We start from the raw sequence: 19207 nt of genomic DNA, 5'->3' as shown, positions 1-19207 counted from the left end.
AGTGCAAAATTTTGTCACGTATAATTTATATGATGTAATAAAAGTGTAATTATGAAGCATTTACTTGCATATTTTTTGTCCTGTCTTATACTATTGCAGTCATGTAACACTTACCGTAGACCGAAATGGACCTTAAATAAAGCAGTTAACAAACATGAGACTTCAACAGTGTTTTTTAAAGATTCCATAAAAACTTATGATTATGTAATAAACACGAATGATGGATATTTCGGGGTTATAAAAACGCGAGTAAAACATGGATTTATGGGATATAATTATGAACATAAATATGATAAACTTATTAAAAATCAAATTAATTCGATCAGAGGTCCTGCTAAAAAAGATCAAACCTGGTCTATTATTGGTGGCGTTGCACTCGTTGGTTTTTTAATTTGGTATCTAATAGAATTTCCTGAAGAGGCCGTTGAAGACCTATTCTTTCCAGAGGATGATTACTAATTAGGTTTTTTTTGACCTCAAGTTATATTCTATTTTAACGCTTTTCAGCGACAAACAGGGGTTCTTGATGTATAAAAAATAATTCTGCAAAGCCCCAATATCGTATACATCAACTTGGCTCAATTCATAATAATTAAAGCTAAATCAATTGCCCTTCAATATTTTTTGTATATTTTCACAAAGATTCCCTCTAGATTATAGCCAATATATCGTTTTGAATAGAAACGGTTAATGCCACATTTCTGCTGTACAAGTAACAATACTAAGGTCCTAATATAAACTTAGTAGGCTATTACAACTTATCTGTTTAGTTATAAAAAGTAATTTTTTAACCAACTCATTTATCATTATGAAAAATTTAATTGTTGCCTTGATTCTAATTTTTAGTTTAAGCCTTAATGCACAGCGTAATCCGGATAACGATTACTGGAACTCCTGGAGATATACTCCGAAAAAAGGAATGGTTGCTGAATTTGAATCTGCAGTAGCCAAAAAAATGCAAAAATTCAACGCCACCCCGGAAACGGCCATGTTTACCTACAAAATTGTTACCGGAAGAAATAGCGGTACATATGAACGGGTTGAATCTATGAAATATCCTAAGGATTATGACAAGGATCGCAGTGCGGAAGGTGAATATTGGGCAAAAAATGTGGATCCTCTTGTTGAGAAGTCCAGTGGACAGTTGCGATGGGATCGAATCAACGGTGCGACCTTAAATTGGGACCCTGAAAATCCGGGTACGCCGTCCCGATACCTGGAAAGAACCACTTATGACGTAAAACCCGGCAAGGTCACCCATTTTAGAAGGTTCATGGCAAGAGTTACAAAAATTCTTGAAAAAAGAGGGGCCAAGGATACCAGGTTAATGTTCAGGTGTATTAGCGGCAGCAGTGAAAATATGTTTGTTGTTGTTAGAGGGTGGAACAATTATCAGGATGATTGGGGCATGAGAGATTTGGAAACCACATTTAGAGAAGATTACAATGAAGAATTCGGTTGGGGTACCTTTGAGGAAGATTTACAAAATTTTAGAGATTCCCTCGAAAGTTGGGGCGAAATGACTGAAACAATGGAATTGGTTCCTTCCTTAACAACGGGGATGATGAACTAAATTTATAAAAACTCCTAATGCAAAAGCTCATTTTTTAAATGGGCTTTTTTTTGTAAAATCCCAATATACCATTTGAGTTTCGGAGAGTCTATGAATCCATCACATTCAAATACAACATCTGAAACTGACCTGAATCTTTGACCTGTCAGACTATTCCTTTCCTTTAAATCCGTCGAAAAGTTTTAGTTCGCCCACCTCTGTAGATGGTCCCAGGCCATTGATAACATGATTGATGCCTCCATAACGTCCTGCGAAAGTTGAAATATGTTTAATTTCAATCCCTGAATGGTCCGGGACCTCCATAGCGTTCTCCAGCCTGACCTTATTGGAAATCGTTGACTTACCACTAAAAAAACTGTAAATACCCAAGCCATAGGCCTCATGATGTTGTACCGTATCGGCAACCTTATAGGATGCAAAACCCGGCTTTCCTTCATCGTTCCATACCGCATTACTGGGAGGGTGATAGGGGATCTCCGATTGATAGAAATACGTTCTGCCATGTTCCCCTTTCCAAAGCGTTTGGTAGGCCTGAAAGTGTTCGTTGAACAGACCGTAGATGGTCACATGGTCTCCGTTGACAATGAGTCCGTGTTTATTTTGTCCGTCCCTCCATTCCGTTCCCACGCCGTGATCGGCGCGCCATAGCCAAAAATGATCGCCTATCACATAGTTGCTGTTAATGGTTATGGCCGTTTCCGCCTGGCCGACCACTGCACCTCCGACTCTGCAATAGATATCGTGTAGCGAGATGGGGTTATCCGTATAATCAGCATCAGCATCTGACGGGCCAATCTGGATAAGTGTTGAAGACAGTTCAGCTCCTGCATCGACCATAAAGCCCGCCAATTTGACTCCGGGAATATCATCCGTGGCCACCGCTATCAGACCGTTCTGAGGGATGAGCGTTGGCAGTCCCAGTCCAAGAATTACGGTATTCGGCCTGGTTATGGTCAGTGTTTCATCAAGTGTGTAGATTCCGGGTGTCAGGAGTATATGCTTGCCATTAGCCAGAGCTTGATTCATCGAAGCCGCATTATCTTGATCCGGGTAAGCGATATGGAAGGACCTAATGGGCAGGAGCTCACCCTCCTCATCCTGATTGATCCAGGTAGGACCGGAAGTATCTCGGTGCAGTGCAGGAACAAAAACAGCGTAATCTCCGGATGGTGTAAAGGTCAGGAATGGTTTTTCACGAATTACCGGTGTGGTATCAATTACGGTTGTTGGCTGATCAGGCCACGTATCCTTCGGTGCCCCGTCCACTCCGACGAAAACCCTGTTCCAGTGTCCTCCTTCCCACAAACCGATGCTCGAATTTCTTGTCATCCACTGTTGACCGGAAGTTAATCCGGCTCTGCCTTCAACCAGAGCATTGGCAAGGAGACCACCACTGGCCCAACTGCCTTTGTCAAAATTAATGTGGCCCACCACATGCATGCGGCGGTAAGGCGCCGCTTGTGAGACTGCCCAATAGAGCATCTCGCCATCCTTTGGTACCACTTTAAAGTTTTCGGCTCCGCGCCAAAACATGGTGGTCACCTTGTTAGGGATGTTGTTGCTGCTGGTAGAGGTGATGGACTGCACGGCCCCGTTGATGGTGACCTGACCCGGGTATCTCCCCAAACCCATGGCCTGCATATAATAATCGACGGTGACATCAAAATTATAGGTTCCGGGTTTAAAGAGCAGGGCATAGCGTTCTGAGCCAAATTCGTTGTACTTCTGCTGCTCATGTAAGGCCTGAAGCGTCATCTTGATACCCTCCGGATCCATCGTATCGTCAAAAACGAGGACCTTCTCACCAAAGCGGTCGGAGTATGGCGAGGTATCGAGCGGCACAGCGTCCTTTCCTGAACTCAGACATCCTGCAGTAACACATAGCATTAGTATTGTTGTAAAGGTGAAAAAGAGGGATCTGCAAAAGGCAATGGAACGCATGATAAACGGAATAATTTTTAACTCACTATGCCTTAAGTATACAAAATTTACAAATACGAATTCTGTTTTAGGATTTACAGAGGCTATTATTCATAAATGATTTCATCCAAAATATTTGCCTCTGGTCGAAAATACATCTGAAATACTCAAATTGAGTATTGTATACTTTTAAATTTTTTTTTATTCTTCCCACTAAAAATTAAAAATATTTTATGAAAAAATTTACTATTACATTTTTATTATGCCCCTTCCTTATTTTTTCTCAAATTCAAATAGGTGATGATATAGTAGGAGATGTTGCACAGCAGAGATTAGGTACCAGTGTAAGTATTTCATCGGATGGGAACATAGTTGCAATTAGCGCACCAGAAGTTAACAGTAATGTTCGTATTTATGAAAATATTAGTAACACATGGACGCAAATTGGTTCTGAAATAGCAGGAGACGAAGATTATGCAAGTTTTGGTTATAGTTTAAGCTTATCTTCTGATGGAACTATTATTGCCATTGGAAAGCCTTACGATGATACAAATGGATCTAACGTAGGTAAGGTTAAAATTTATGAGAATATAGGAGGAACATGGACACAGATTGGTTCAGATTTGACAGGAGATTCGGAAGGGCAAGCGTTTGGAACTGATATTAGTTTGTCTGCAGATGGTTCTACAATAGCTGTTTCAACGGGATATAATAGTCCTTATGTTCGTATTTTTGAAAATGTAGCAGGGGTATGGACACAAATCGGATTAGATATAATCCTTCCAACAGAAACCTATTATCGCAATATTCCAATAAGCTTGTCCTCTGATGGAAGCACTTTAGTAGTTGGTGATGCTACTAATTATATTGAGTCTGACGATGGAGAAGTTAAGGTTTTTAAAAACATAGCAGGCACATGGACCCAAATTGGAAACACCATAAGTTTTCCGGGGGATTTCTATTTTGGAACTGATGTAAGTATATCATCTGCAGGAAATATTATTGCTTGTGGTTCACTGTTTGGACCAAATGTTAAGGTTTTCGAGAATATTGGAGGAGTTTGGACTCAAGTAGGTTTAGATATTGAAGGTACTGGTTCAGGTAATGGAATCGGTTATAATATAGAATTATCTTCAGATGGGTCCATAATAGCTATATCAGAAAATTATAGCAGTTTTTTCACTTCATATAACAGTGTCTATGTTTTTAGAAATATATCAGGGCAATGGGTTCAACAAGGAACAAAAATAGATGGGGTTACTGATTCTGATGAATTTGGAGCTGGTTTAGCGATATCTGCTGATGGAAGTATTCTTGCAATTGGAGGGCCTGGAAATGATAATAATGGTGCGGGTTCAGGTCATGTTCAAGTTTATGATTTCAGTGCAGTACTCTCTAGCGATGATATTGTGTTGCAACAGTTTAGTATTTTTCCGAATCCAACTAAAGATTATATTAATATTCAATTAAAAGAAGGGGTAGATCTAAAAAAGATTAGCGTCTATAATAATGTAGGACAATTTATTTATGCTACCCGACAAACCCTCATTTCAACCAAATCGCTTTCAAAAGGGCTTTATTTTATTGAAGTTGAAACTGACAGTGGTAAAGCCACAAAAAGGATCATAATAGAATGAATCACTAATTTTAACACATACTTTTTACGCTCATGACAAAAAAAATACTTTTCAAATTTTTATTTCTTGCATTTTGTTCTCACTTCTCCAGCGGTCAGGTGACTGATTTTATAACAGGTCTTGACCAGCCTAACCGTCTTATAATCGATAATAACATGATCTATGTTAAAGGTGTGGCCACACCCGGGGAAATAATTCAAATCGATCTGAATGAGCCGACCCCATCAGCAAATGTCCTGTTTAATAGCCTTCCTGCCAGTTCCGACCCCTTAGGTATAGGTAATATAGCCAAACAGGGTGATGTTATTTATCTGTCCTACCTAAATGATATCACCGGAGAAAGTACTCTAGCCAGCTTTGATATCAATAGTCCGACGGTGTTAAACGATATCGTTACCGGTCTGGGATATGTAGCCGCTTTAGCGATTTATAATGATGAACTCTATTTTACGAATGAAGATTTGTCCGGAGGTGGAACCTCTCTAAAAAAAATAGATATCACTATTTCGAATCCTCCTGTGACTACAGTGCTAAACGGATTGACGAATCCCCAGGACATGGAATTCAATGCGAATATGCTTTATATCGGCGACAGAGATGCTGGTGGAGGCACAGGCATTATCTATGCCGTGGATGTTACTTCCGGGACACCCATGCTCGACACCTTCATAACAAATGTAAACGCCAGGGGCGTTCACGTTTATAACGATTACTTATATTTTTCAGCGGGAGGGGTCATTAATAAAGCACCTTTTGCCGATCCTTCAAACATTACTACGGAGGCCATTGATAATGACGGAGCCCCTGAATTCCTGAGAGATGTTGTCATTTCCGGAAACTTTTTATACATGCCACAGGAAACCAGCGGTAAAATTGTGACTAAGGAGGATCAGACCCTATCTATAGGGAATGCGGAGTTTGGGAATAGGGATATAGCCATGTATTCAAAATATGATAAAGTTACTTTCAAGGGCCTGTCATCTGCTAATTCCAAAATAAAACTGTACAATTTAAATGGCCAGCTTGTATTGCATAGCATTGTAAATGCAAATGATAATTCCATCGACACCAGTATATTATCATCAGGAGTCTATTTGTTACACCTGGAAGGACATAAGACATACAAGATTGTAAAGTAATTCAAAGGATCATTCGTTTAAATTGGTACGCAGTGTATACATTATGCTGCTGAAATTATAAGAGAAGCCTGGTATGACACGCCGGGCTTTTTTTATGACACCAACCCAACAACTTTTGAGGTGTGAGAAAACACATTTCAGAACCTCAGACATTCATTGGATCTTCCTTCACCTCATTCTGACATACTTTCGTAACTTCGCAGCTATACGATGCCTTTATGTCTAGAACAGGTAAATGGGAAGGCACTTTTAATACTGTAAATAAATGAGATACCGAGCACCCTATGGTTGGATGATGATCTTCCTTTGTTTTGTGCACATGAGTGTTGCGCAACATACCACGGATGATTTAAGATTGTATGACAACTTTAAGCCCATAACTTCAGAGCATGTTTTTAAGACAGAAGGCTATTACAATTGGGGCGCTTCGATTATAAAGGGCGACCACGGGAGGTATCACCTGTTTTATTCGCGCTGGAAGAAGGAATATGGCTTTTTGGGATGGTTAACCCATTCTGAAATTGCACATGCCACGTCCAAGAGTCCTTCAGGACCCTGGACATTCAGGGAGGTGGCGTTAGAGGGTGCCCGCAATAACCGCTGGGATGCCATAACGGCACATAATCCTAAGATTAAATATTTTGAAGGCACCTATTATTTGTATTATATCGCTACCAACCTGGGAGATAAAGCGTTTACGGAAGACGAGCTCATAGAAACGGCACATACGGGTTACAGTCACCCAAACTGGAAAATTTTACGACCCAATCAGCGCACAGGTGTTGCAGTTTCAAAATCGATCCATGGCCCGTGGAAGCGTATGGACAAGCCCTTATTAGAACCTACAGGACCCATAACAACGCTTACCGTGAACCCGGCCATAGAGAGCGGTCCCGATGGCCGTTATTATTTAATTGTCAAGGGCGATAAACCCAACGAAACACGTTTTATAAGAAACCAGGCCATAGCCGTTTCAGAGTCACCCACAGGGCCGTTTCAAATTCTGGAAAAGCCGGTAATTGACACTATCGATACCGAAGACATGTCCATGTGGTACGACCAGGATAGAAATCGCTTTTACGGGGTGTTTCATGCTGAAGGTTTTATAGGTATGGTTACCTCGGCTGATGGCATAAATTGGGAACCGGCCAATGAATATGTGTTAATGCCTAAAATGATAAAGAGGGCAGACGGATCGCTGTTGGTTCCCGATCGTATGGAACGTCCCTTTATGTATTGCGAAGACGGCACCCCGAAAGTACTGAGCCTGACGGTTAAACAAGGGGACAGCTCCTATACTGTTTTTATTCCCATTGAAAAAAGCACCTATCCCAAACCCAATAGCAGGCAACTGGCATGGCAGGAAGCCGAACTGGGCGTGGTTTTTCATTACGACCTGCATGTGTTCGATGGTGTAAAATACGGACAGGGCAATAACCGCATCGATCCTGTGAACGATTACCAGATATTCAATCCCGAGCACCTGGATACCGATCAGTGGGTAAGGGCAGCCAAGGCGGCCGGTGCGCAATTTGCAATTTTAACCGCCACCCACGAAACCGGTTTCGCCTTATACCAGTCTGATGTCAACCCCTATTGCTTAAAGGCACTTAAATGGCGTGATGGCAAAGGGGATATCGTGGCCGATTTTGTGGCGTCCTGCAGGAAGTATGGAATTAAACCGGGAATTTATGTCGGTATCCGATGGAATTCATTTCTGGGGGTTCATGATTTCAAGGTTAACGGTGTTGGCGATTTCAGAGAAAACCGTCAACAGTGGTATAACCGGATGGTCGAGGGGATGGTGAAGGAGCTTTGCACCAATTACGGTGAACTTTTTGAAATTTGGTTTGACGGCGGTGCAGACCATCCGGATAATGGGGCTCCGGATGTTTTGCCAATCGTTAGAAAATATCAGCCTAATTGCCTGTTCTATCATAATGGTCAACTGGCAGAAGCGCGATGGGGAGGCTCGGAATCCGGAACGGTCGGCGACCCTTGCTGGGCTACATTTCCCTATGTCGCCACCGGGGCAGGAGAAAGCGCTAAAAAGAATATCGCTGCAAATAACTTTCAATTGCTCAAGGAAGGCGATCCCAATGGTGCATTTTGGATGCCCGCCATGGCCGATGCCCCATTGAGAGGCTATAACGGACGCCACGAATGGTTCTGGGAACCCGGTGATGAAGCCCATGTGTTTCCTTTGGAAGATTTAATGACCATGTATTACAAATCGGTTGGCAGAAATGCAACGCTCATAATGGGATTAACTCCCGATCCGGATGGGCTAATGCCCCAACCCGATGTGGAACGTTTAAAGGAATGGGGAGACGAAATAAAAAGGCGTTTTGAAAACCCAATCGTATCGACATCAGGACAAGGTACTGCGGTGACCTTCAAACTAAAAGCACCGCGTTTGATGAACCACATTATCCTACAGGAGGATATTAAAGCGGGCGAACGTGTGAGACGGTATGCGATTGAAGGTCTGGTAAACGGTCAATGGAAGACCATAGCCCAGGGCGAAAGTATAGGACACAAACGCATACAACAATTTGATGCGATTAAGGTTAAAGGCATCAGGCTAAAGGTGCTGGAATCGACCGGAAAACCCATCTTAAAAAATATAAGTGTCTTTTATGTACCGGGAATTTAAAAGTGTGATAATAGCATTAAGAGTATAGCCATAATACCATTTTTCAATATAGGTATAAGCCCATTATGTGGATATCATGTTGTGTGCCACAAAGAAAGGCAATTTTAAATTTGGTTTAATCATAGAATACGGGTGGCTTGTCTGTCTGCCTGCGACAGGTAAGGAGAACTATTTCAAGAACTAAAATTCTTATTCTCGATACAAATTTTACTCATTTCAATCGTAAAATTCACTCGAAATGACAGAATTTTATTAAGATGTACAATGGATTACAGAGCTCAGCTCTTACATGAATTAGAGTCATGTAAATCAATCCCCATAATTTCCTATATTTAGTTCCCAACCAATGACACATACCCATGAAAGGATTCTTCAGAAGAATACGTAAAAAACTGGCGGATGAAAACAGGTTCTTACAATACAGCCGCTATGCGGTAGGAGAAATCGTTTTGGTCATGGTCGGCATTTTATTGGCACTGCAGGTGAATAATTGGAACGAAGAAAGAATCAGCACCAAACGCGAAAGACTGCTGTTAAAAGAAATAAACACTGAATTTAAGTTTAACAAACACGAACTTGAAAGTACAGTTAGATCATATATCAGGATCAGGGAACATTGCAACTATTTAATAGGTGCATTTCCTTTAAGAGGCAGTGATGTAAACATCGACTCATTGGCGGTTGCTTTGTATCGTATGCGTGACCTGCATTCTGCTGATTTATCCATGGGATCTATAACGACTTTAATCAATACCTCATCCTTTGAGATTATTTCAAACACGGAACTCAGGACCTTGCTCATCCAGTGGGAAGATTTGATATCAGACTATTTTGAAAGAGAAGGACAGGCAAAACATTATGTACAGCAGACGGTAATCCCTTATTTGGCGCAGCGCATTCCACAGCCCTATAATGAGGGATTAAAGGATAACCGGACTGATTTATCGTTTTTAAACACTATAGAATTTGAGAATTTAATTTACGATCGCCATGGAGATGTAAATCTTTTGCTCCATGTTGTTGAGGATGAAAATACAACTATTAGAACCACCATTGAGCGAATCATAGAATTAACCCATATAGATGCCAACGAGTAATGATAACATTCTTTAGAACTATGCCTCAATACCGACTGTCCATCGGAAATACCGGAACCTATTTTGAAATATAATAAGATACCCAAATGATTAAACGAATGCTAATGTCTTTAGCTGCACTTCTATGGGTGTTCATTGTAAATGCCCAGCGAAAAGCATTTGCCTGTACTCCGGAATGGCTGGAAAAAATAGAAAAGATCGCGCCCGATACTCCGGCAATTCAGCCTAAAAAAGAAAGATCAGTGTTGGTTTTCGACAAATTCACCGGATATCAGCATTGGGCTATACCGCATGTCACTGCTGTAATACAGCTTTTGGGTGCCAAAAGCGGAGCCTATACAACCGATGTGACTCGAGATCTTTCGGTATTCGACCCCAGTATTCTAAAACATTATGATGCCGTCGTGCTGAATAACAACTGTTCGATTCATCCGCGTCGAAACCAGATTCTGGATATGCTGGATGAGGACAAAAGTTTAACCGAAGCACAGAAAATAAAAAAAGCTGCACAACTTGAAGCACACCTTCTCAACTATGTCAAAAATGGCGGGGGACTGATGGTGGTGCACGGTGCCGTTACCATGCTGAACAGTTCACATACCTTTAACGAGATGGTTGGTGCCGCTTTTGATTACCACCCGCCTCAGCAGGAAATTAGCCTTGAACTTGCCGAGCAGGGCCATCCCTTACTTGAAGGCTTTGAGGGACAATCTTTTGTTCATGTAGACGAACCCTATATCTTTAAGAGTCCCTATGCAGAAAAAAATTTCAGGCCCTTACTTTATATGGATACGGATAAGTTGACCAAAAAACGAAGACCAATTGACGAAAAAATAAAATACCTGTCGTGGATAAAGCCCTATGGCCGGGGACGAGTTTTTTTTGTATCGCCTTCCCACAATGCCCAGAGCTTTGAGGATGCTCGACTGCTGAAATATTACCTGAATGGGGCCCAGTATGTCTTGGGAGATTTAAAATGCGATGATGCACCATTGAAAAATAAATAATTTTCGGTCTCTAGGATTAACTAATTGTCTCGCTGCAATTACATATAAAACTAAAAGTATATGCAGCATCAGTTTGTTTGTCTTTTAGTTTTCAAATGACAGCGGTTTATCATTTTATATAATCTGAAACATTAATGTATGGGATAATAAATAATGATTGTTGATATTTATCTATTATTGCAGTAATAAAGCCAAATTTCCTTAACACAGAGGGCATCATTACTAAAATGAAACAATAGGGGCCTGCACAATGACCAAAAAAAAATCAAAACACATAATCAGGATTGCCTTACTCTGTGGCACCATAATCTCTTTATGCTTTGTTCCCTGGCCAATTGTTAAGGCCTGGATCACACCTTTGCCGGATACGGTAGAGGAACAGGTTGATAAAGTCGCAGATTACGGTTTTGATGGTATAGTAGTTGGCGTAAACAAAAACGGAAATCGGTCAGAAATTTATACTTCTGGCTATAAAAGCAGAGCAAACCAAATCCCATCCGATCCCAATGCTTTATTTAAAATTGCCAGCGTAGGTAAATTGTATACGGCAGTAGCCATTACTAAAATGGTATCAGAAGGAAAATTAGCATTAGATAATGCGCTTTCAGATCATCTACCGGAATTGAAAGATAAAATAGAATATGCTGATAAAATCACTTTGCGGATGCTAGTCCAACATAGAAGCGGAATTCCAAACTATACGGATACCTATATGTATTGGACAACACCAAAGGAAACAGCAGAGGAAAACCTTGCTCTGGTATTGGATTTACCCGCTAACTTTAAACCTGATGAAGACTATGAGTATTCCAACACGAATTACTTGTTACTGGACAGCATAATGGAGCGAATCCTTGGATATGGTACATTCCAATATATACAGGAGACCATCTTAAACCCATTACATCTTAAAAAGACCTTTGGTTCTATTCATGATGTGAACATGGAGGATGTCATGAGTGGTTACTATGCTTTAATAACGCCAAGCATGTTGAGGTATGTCTGGTTAACAACAACAGTCAGGACAAGACCTTAGAGCACTTATTGGAAATTAGTGAAAGTTGCAAAAATGTATCGGTGCTAAATATCAATAAATTCAAGAGTGACATAAATGCGATACGAGCAGGAGCCCGGTATTTGGTGAATCAGTTTAATCTAAGGGAACTGGCTTATATTGACACCCACGCCTTTAATTCAGATAAGAATAAATTAAACAGCGCCCTTAACATCATATTCAAAAATTTGCCGCTTGTAATACACTATAAGGATCAGGTTTCGCAACAGAAAAAAATAAAACAATCCATGTTTCAAACTATAATTTCATTATTGGATTGGTTAAAGGTATTCGAAAGGGAAGGGCAGAACTTAGCCCTTCAGGGTGAAGTAGGTTAAAAAGCGATATCATTTCTCCATTCATCTAAAGAAAACGACCAACCACCCATTCCAAAATGTAACTAATAGAAAAACGGCCATCCTGTTCTGTTTTAGGCCTTAGCTTTGACTTAAAATTAAGTCTGTAAAGACAACAACATAAAAATTCTATAACTATGAAAGCGCTATTGAAAGTCGTCTTTTTAATATCTATTATTACATCCTGCAGTGTGCCGGATGTCAATGATAATCAGGCCCCAGAATCAAATAATGACACTCAGACATCGAAAACTGATACTGCTGTTTCGGATGGAAATGTGATAGCGATACCGGATGGGTTTGATTACAGTACCAGTCAGGAAGTTAAGGTGACTATAAATGATAAATCAGGATATGCACGCTACGATGTATTTGCGTATTCTGACGATTTGTATTTTGCCGGAAACGAAACCTTTCTAAATCAATACGGAGAAATTGAAACCGAAGCAGTATACAAATCAGATGTGCTGAATAAGTTGATTTTTTCAGGAGTTCCAAAGGATGGCACCTTCACGAGGACCATTACCTTGCCTAAATACTATGACAAACTCTACATCAGAAGAAACGAAAATCTGAACTACTCCGCCTCTGTTGAAACCATACAGAATCAGGAAGTTACTTTTAGTCATAGCGCATCATACGGTAAAGGCATTACAAGCTCGAAATCGACGGATATCGTAAACGATTACCTGTTTTGTGTGAATGGCTCCGGAGAGTTGTTTCAAGTGGACCCCTTAACAGGACAGCTGACCTATTTATCGGATATGCCAATGGGAAGTTACACCTGCGCTGTCGATCAGGACAACAAAACAATGTATTCCATAGGGAGAAGCAGTCCCTTTCCTTTAATGAAATATGACATTGAAACCAATACCTGGGATATTGTTGCGAATATAGGGAGGGGAGGACCCCGACTGGACTACAATTACAGGGATGGCTTACTGTATTTTTCGACAGGGGCTAAACTCTACACCTACAACCCTTCCAATGGAGACAATATTAATGTTTGGAATATTGCAGGTTTAGACAGTACCAGTGGCGGGGATCTGGCCTTTTCAGAAGACGGTACCCTCTTCCTTTGTACATTTTCCGGGCTCTACCGATTAGAACTGGATGCTAACAATGTGTACCAAAGTACCCGAATCAGTGCGGATAACCTGCCATTTCAACCCACATCAATGACCTTTGACTCCAATCAGGAATTATGGCTAGCAAATAATGCCAGCAGTTCGGATCTGATCATCATGGATACGCAAACCGGGGGTTGGGTATACAAATATGGTATAAGTGCAAATAATGATACAGACTATGGCAGGACCATTAACGATTTGACCACGTTTAAGGTATTTACACAAATCGCTGAAGATCCTGATACCGATGGTGACGGGATATTGGATAGAGACGACAGCTACCCCGATGATGCCAATAAAGCCTTTGAAATGTTTACCCCGAGTAAATACGGATGGGGCACGGTGGCCTTTGAGGATCTTTGGCCTTCCAATGGCGATTACGATTTTAACGATCTGGCTGTAAACTATAGGGTTATTGCTATTCTAAATGCCCAGGGGCTGGCGGTGCAATTGGATTTTTTAATCAATACAAAATCGAATAAAGCCGGGTACACCAATGCCTTTGGTATAGAAATACCATCCTTGATCCCGGATCAAATAGAAGGTATTACGGGGCCTATTTTAACCGAGAACTATATCAATCTGAATGCAAATGGCACTGAAGCAGCTCAGGACAAGGCCGTCGTTATTCTATTTGACGATGCCAATTCCATGTTAAATGAGGAGCATAAAATTTCTGTTAAATTTAAAAACCCCATCAGCACCGAAACACTCGGTCCGGCACCATTCAATCCGTTTTTGATCATCGATAAGAACAGGGAGAAAGAAGTGCATTTAGCCTATAAGAACAACACAGCTCTGGCTTCAAATAGCTTTGAGACTACGGGTGTCAACAATGATGAAGACGGTAATTTCATCAGTAATAACGGGTTTCCCTGGGCTATAAACATTGTACATGATTTTAAAGTTCCGAAGTAATCGATAGCGATCAACAAAGCCTATAATCATTTTGATACATGGGCAGTTTCCGGAGGGACCATATTTAATGACTGGTACAAGGACAGTGCCGGGTATAGGAATATGGAGTTTATACAGGACTAATAGCGCTGCAGAATAGAATACGTGGTAGTGGGTATTGGCGTAAAATCTAAATGTTAAGAAACCGAGCGTCCTGACATGGCCTAAATGGCCTCAGTATCATCTACAAACTCAGGAATAGCCGGGCTGATAAGCTGCTGCTCTTCGATGATGAGGATGAGCATTCGAGCATAATCGTTCACCGTTTCGCTGATGGACTCCGGTTCGGTGACATCTAAAAAGCCCCTCCAGATGAGATCCTGGTCTTTTTCAGGACAGACGCAGTACAGTGAGGTCTCGGTATGATAAATGGTATATGCATTGTAATAGTCCGGATTGTAAAAGGCATCTTGATATTTTAAGTAATCCTCTTTAAATCTTTTATCCATAATATCAAAGCCATCATAATCCGTTTTGTATTCAATTTTATCCTCACTACCGATTAATTTGGCAAATAAAATGGTGTCGAAGCCATCACTAATTAAGGTGTCTTCCATCTCTTTTAACTCCTCTAAAGTCTTCTTTTCTGAAGTAAAAGATGTCGTTAAAAACGATAAACTCGTCACAGCTTCGACACCTCTGGATTCAAATTCTTGCTGCAATTGTTTTTCAAACTGTTGTCTTGCCTCGACATTTGACGTCAATCCTATAAGTAGCACTTTTTTAGGACTATACGACTCATATTCCGGGTTTTTCCAATAATCAACAAGCTCAACATTTGTACAACCGAGCAAAAACATACAAATCCATATGCATTTCGGAAATTTCATTTCCCTCTTTTATTTCGTCAATAAAAGTTTTTCGTCTTTTACAATGCCGGTTATTAATGTAAATAAATCGGCTTTTAGCGTTTTGTATTTTTCCAGGAAGTTATTGACGACCACCATAAGCTTTCCGTGTTTCTTTTTATAGTTTTCCTCTTTTTCTATTTCATAACTGTCGTCAATCATCACACCAAGCCCCTTATCGTGGTTTTTAATGGTTTTAATCAAGGAATGGGTCTCTTCCTGTATCAAACTTAACCGATCAATTATTTTTTTAGTTTTTGGAAAGAGTTTAGAGTCGATAAGCTTGAGGGTATACGATTCAATCAAATCGTCAAAAAACAATTGTTCATCTTTAATAAATTCTAATTCTGACAACCATTTACGCGAATTCTTATGCATTATCTCCGCATTTAACCAAGCTTCATATTTTATTTTTTTTTCTTTTGTTTTCATGTTGATATGTTTTTAGTTAAATAAAAAGAAAGCAACATGCCGGGCATATTGCTTTCTAACCGTTGATAATTAATCAACTTCGATAACTTTTTTAAGAGGCTCTTCTATTTTAGCGTCTTCTCTTTTAAGTAATTTAACTTTTAAGATACCATTTTTGTAGGTTGCCTTAACATCTTGTTCTAAATCTATAGTTTTAGGAAGTACCATAGATCTTTGGAAAGATTTGTAATTAAATTCTTGACGAGTAAAATCATCTTCTTTTTCTTTTTCTTCTATTTCCTTTTCACCATGAACATGAAGTACATCCTCTTCAATAGTAACTTCGAAATCTTTTTTAGTAAAGCCGGGAGCCGCTAATTCGATTTCAAAATCATCTTTATGCTCTTTTACATTCATAGCAGGTAATAAACTGTCATCTTCAAAGAAGTCGTCCTTAAAAATATCATCAAATCTCATCAAATTACTAAAGTCATCATAGTTGGATGGGAACAAACTATTCCAAGGTCCTAACAAATTATTTCTCCAAGGAGTTAATAACCTGTTGTTAAAGGGTGTTAACCTTCGACTTTTTTTGCGTTTCATTAATGTTGTCATAATATCACTATTTTAAGTTACACGTAAATTTAATGTCACCCTAAAGTATTGAGATTGACCATTTTTCACAATGATATATATCAGTATGAAGCGATTAATAAAACAAATTATCAAATATTTTTTTAGTTAATAAGTACACTCTCCAAATACTGGAATAAATTAAACTTAAAGGCCTTAACCTTTTGGTTAAATTCGAAAATTCTCAATTCTACAGCATCGTGTTCATGAATGAAAAAAGTATCACATGCCATATCATCACATTCGATTTTATGTTCTATATGATTGGAATGCAAATAGATGTCATTCAACAGGGCCACTCTTTGCGAATCCAGGGATTGGATGTCATGTTTTAAATCGGAAAGTCGTTCGTATAAATTTATGACATGGATCTTGAATATGGGCTTTTCCAATAGAACACTGTAAAATTCCAATTCCAAATTGAGATGTTCCAGGTTATTGATGTCCTGTAATAAATTGAACTGTAATTCTTCAATGGACTTGTTCTCATTATAGCTCTTATAATTTTTAATTGTTTCCATTTTGTTAATTTTTAAAATTAGAGATACAGGTGTTCCACATCATTTAAATGTGGTATGGTCGCGTTCCAGTTATAAATGTCCTTTATTTTCACACGGAACGTATTTAGGGCATCCGGTTCACCATGAACCAGGTATACCTTCTCAGGGATATTTCTTATTTCGCTCATCCAGTCCAAAAGCTCTTTTTGGTCGGCATGGGCTGATAGGCTCTCAATATATGCGATCCGGGCCTTTACAGGGTAGTATTTTCCAAAGAACTTAATGTCATGTGCACCGTCTTTTAGTTGTCTGCCTCGAGTGCCTTCAGCCATATATCCGACCAGTAGCACCGTCGTGTTTGGATCGTCGATCAGATGCTGTAAATAGGTGAGGACCCTGCCGCCGGTAACCATGCCGCTTCCGGCAATAACTATCTTTGAACGCTTGTTATCAATGGTTTCCCAGGTTTCCTTGTATGATTCTATTATGGTCACATGCGCGCACATATTGCTATAGGATACTTTCGATAATTTATGCCATTCCCGATAGCGCTCGAAAACCTTTAAGACATTATAGCCCATGGGGCTGTCGACATAGACAGGTATATTGGGAATTTTATTCTTCTCATACAGCTTCCAGATCAGAAACATGAGCGATTGTAAGCGTTCCACGGCAAAACTAGGTATGATGAGATTGCCTTTGTTGTAGATCGTTTCCTTAATCAATTGAGCCAACAGGACATCGACGTCCTCCTGAGGGTGTATTTTATTGCCATAAGTGCTTTCTACAAACAGAACGTCTGCCCATCTGGGTCTATTCGGATCACGCAATAAAGAGTCATTGGGTCTGCCTATATCTCCTGAAAATACAAATCGTTTGCCCATAATATCCAGTTCGATGAAGGTGGCTCCAATAATATGACCATTATACTGAAAACGGAACAGGATGTCCTCAGATAAGCTAATCCAGGTGTCTGGCGACTCCATTTGAAAATGGTTGATGGTTTTTTCCGCTTCATGGAGCGTATAAAAGGGTAATGCCGGATTGTGCCTGGTGTATTTTTCCTTATTGGCACGTTCAGCTTCTTCCTCATGAATCTTAGCGCTGTCCTTCAAAATAATTTCTGCAATGGCAAGGGTTGGTGCTGTGCCTATAATTTTGCCTTTAAACCCTTGTTTTAGAAGTCTTGGTAAGTACCCGACATGGTCCAGGTGGCCATGAGTAAGCAAAACGACATCAATAGCTTCCGCCTTGAAAGGTAAGGGAAGCCAGTTACGCTGTCTTAAATTTTTTAAACCTTGAAACATCCCGCAATCGAAGAGTATATTCATCTCTGAAGTTTCAATCAGGAATTTCGACCCGGTAACGACGCCTGCGGCCCCTAAAAAATGTATTCTAATAGAAGGTTTCATGGCACGTTATGCTGACAGAGCATTTTAATTTCATTTAAAATATGGTTCTTTCTCGTTTCTGAAACACCCAAATGGTCTAAGTAATAGGCATCGCGTACCAATTCCCTGCAGAGTACGATATTCCTACCGAGCAGGAACTGTTTTTCCCGACCGGTCAATAATGTAGATACCGTAATGGGGTACAAACCCAATCGGTCAATCCGATCTTTTAAGCCGTCATTTTTTGGGTAGTCCCAACTCAAAAGATATAAATTGGCACATTGCCCATACATTATGGCATCTTCTGTAAAACGTGTATTTGTAACCACCCAACCCCTGGTGAGATCAGCGTCCTTTTTGGGATCTGCATCCCAGAAGGATTTCACATCATTGTATCTGGAATGGATATAGAGCGGAACCTTAACATTACATTTCAGGCCTTCCTCACTGTGAAATTTGCATTCTATGAGAATGGCTTCTCCATTTTTATGGGCGAGCACATCAATTTGATGTGTTACGCAATGGCCGTTTAGCACCCTGTCAATTTCAACACTATAACCGGAATATTGTAAAATGGCACCTATAAAGCGCTCGAAAGGAAAACCCGTGGGCCCGAGTTCATAAATGGCCTTCTTCAATTTATATTTTGAGGCCAATATCCCTTTCTTCTTTTTAAGTAAGGCAAATGCCCTGTTGTAAATTTCTTTGGTACTAATACCGTCATACAGTTCGTCGTTAACCTTATCGATAATGCGATTGACGGTATGGGAATCGGCACCCGTTCGATTTAGAGAAGCCCTGAGTTTTGCTAATGAAAATTTAACCTTTTCACCGGAAGATTTTGTGATATCAATGGGTTTTGTTTTCACAGGATTAAGTTTTGTTAGCGGTTTGAAGA

At 40.1% G+C, this 19207-nt stretch carries 16 protein-coding genes and 1 pseudogene; 10 read left to right on the top strand and 7 right to left on the bottom strand.

The features are described from left to right. Positions 1 to 51 precede the first annotated feature (51 nt). On the top strand, positions 52 to 459 hold the full coding sequence (locus MR041_RS10295; protein ID WP_242093598.1) for a hypothetical protein: 408 nt from the start codon (positions 52 to 54) through the stop codon (positions 457 to 459). A gap of 349 nt (positions 460 to 808) precedes the next feature. Then, a complete protein-coding gene (locus MR041_RS10290; protein WP_242093596.1) occupies positions 809 to 1573 on the top strand; it encodes a hypothetical protein in 765 nt (254 codons plus the stop codon). Positions 1574 to 1723: 150 nt separating this feature from the next. Here the strand turns inward: MR041_RS10290 and MR041_RS10285 are convergent, their stop codons facing one another. Continuing rightward, on the bottom strand, positions 1724 to 3460 hold the full coding sequence (locus tag MR041_RS10285; RefSeq protein ID WP_242093594.1) for a hypothetical protein: 1737 nt from the start codon (positions 3458 to 3460) through the stop codon (positions 1724 to 1726). 266 nt (positions 3461 to 3726) lie between these two features. Here MR041_RS10285 and MR041_RS10280 point away from each other — a divergent pair, with 266 nt between their 5' ends. The 8 genes and pseudogenes from MR041_RS10280 (at position 3727) to MR041_RS15650 (ending at position 14610) form a co-directional block, all read left to right on the top strand. After that, complete coding sequence (locus tag MR041_RS10280; RefSeq protein ID WP_242093592.1) at positions 3727 to 5130, top strand: T9SS type A sorting domain-containing protein; 1404 nt, start codon at positions 3727 to 3729, stop codon at positions 5128 to 5130. A 155-nt stretch (positions 5131 to 5285) separates the two neighbouring features. Further along, positions 5286 to 6269, top strand: coding sequence for a T9SS type A sorting domain-containing protein (locus MR041_RS10275; RefSeq protein WP_242093590.1), 984 nt, complete (start codon positions 5286 to 5288; stop codon positions 6267 to 6269). A 265-nt stretch (positions 6270 to 6534) separates the two neighbouring features. Beyond that, positions 6535 to 8925, top strand: a complete 2391-nt coding sequence (locus MR041_RS10270; protein ID WP_242093588.1) for an alpha-L-fucosidase — start codon at positions 6535 to 6537, stop codon at positions 8923 to 8925. 359 nt (positions 8926 to 9284) lie between these two features. Beyond that, positions 9285 to 10022, top strand: coding sequence for a hypothetical protein (locus tag MR041_RS10265; RefSeq protein ID WP_242093586.1), 738 nt, complete (start codon positions 9285 to 9287; stop codon positions 10020 to 10022). A 104-nt stretch (positions 10023 to 10126) separates the two neighbouring features. Beyond that, complete coding sequence (locus MR041_RS10260) at positions 10127 to 11029, top strand: ThuA domain-containing protein (RefSeq protein WP_242093584.1); 903 nt, start codon at positions 10127 to 10129, stop codon at positions 11027 to 11029. 250 nt (positions 11030 to 11279) lie between these two features. Then, on the top strand, positions 11280 to 12065 hold the full coding sequence (locus MR041_RS10255; protein WP_242093582.1) for a serine hydrolase domain-containing protein: 786 nt from the start codon (positions 11280 to 11282) through the stop codon (positions 12063 to 12065). 41 nt (positions 12066 to 12106) lie between these two features. Further along, the gene (locus tag MR041_RS10250) at positions 12107 to 12421 is read left to right on the top strand and encodes a hypothetical protein (RefSeq protein ID WP_242093580.1); all 315 of its coding nucleotides are present in this window, start codon (positions 12107 to 12109) and stop codon (positions 12419 to 12421) included. A 155-nt stretch (positions 12422 to 12576) separates the two neighbouring features. Beyond that, positions 12577 to 14610, top strand: a pseudogene (locus tag MR041_RS15650) (LruC domain-containing protein). Positions 14611 to 14690: 80 nt separating this feature from the next. Here the strand turns inward: MR041_RS15650 and MR041_RS10240 are convergent. From MR041_RS10240 to MR041_RS10215, 6 genes are all read right to left on the bottom strand, one after another. Beyond that, entirely contained in the window at positions 14691 to 15356 is a 666-nt protein-coding gene (locus MR041_RS10240) for a hypothetical protein (protein WP_242093578.1), read from the bottom strand. 9 nt (positions 15357 to 15365) lie between these two features. Further along, positions 15366 to 15806, bottom strand: coding sequence for a hypothetical protein (locus tag MR041_RS10235; RefSeq protein WP_242093576.1), 441 nt, complete (start codon positions 15804 to 15806; stop codon positions 15366 to 15368). Positions 15807 to 15875: 69 nt separating this feature from the next. Further along, on the bottom strand, positions 15876 to 16400 hold the full coding sequence (locus MR041_RS10230; RefSeq protein WP_242093575.1) for an Hsp20/alpha crystallin family protein: 525 nt from the start codon (positions 16398 to 16400) through the stop codon (positions 15876 to 15878). Positions 16401 to 16522: 122 nt separating this feature from the next. Next, positions 16523 to 16939 (bottom strand): hypothetical protein, encoded by a 417-nt coding sequence (locus MR041_RS10225; RefSeq protein ID WP_242093573.1) that lies wholly within the window; start codon positions 16937 to 16939, stop codon positions 16523 to 16525. Positions 16940 to 16956: 17 nt separating this feature from the next. Further along, positions 16957 to 18330, bottom strand: coding sequence for an MBL fold metallo-hydrolase RNA specificity domain-containing protein (locus MR041_RS10220; RefSeq protein ID WP_242093571.1), 1374 nt, complete (start codon positions 18328 to 18330; stop codon positions 16957 to 16959). Then, a complete protein-coding gene (locus MR041_RS10215) occupies positions 18327 to 19178 on the bottom strand; it encodes a restriction endonuclease (RefSeq protein ID WP_242093569.1) in 852 nt (283 codons plus the stop codon). Before MR041_RS10215 ends, MR041_RS10220 begins: the two co-directional genes overlap by 4 nt. Between the last annotated feature and the right edge of the window lie 29 nt (positions 19179 to 19207).

The organism is Aestuariivivens sediminicola, assembly GCF_022662015.1.
GTDB classification, from domain to species: domain Bacteria; phylum Bacteroidota; class Bacteroidia; order Flavobacteriales; family Flavobacteriaceae; genus Aestuariivivens; species Aestuariivivens sediminicola.
The sequence above is the reverse complement of the archived record's forward strand: the minus strand, read 5'-3'. Positions and strand labels throughout refer to the sequence as shown.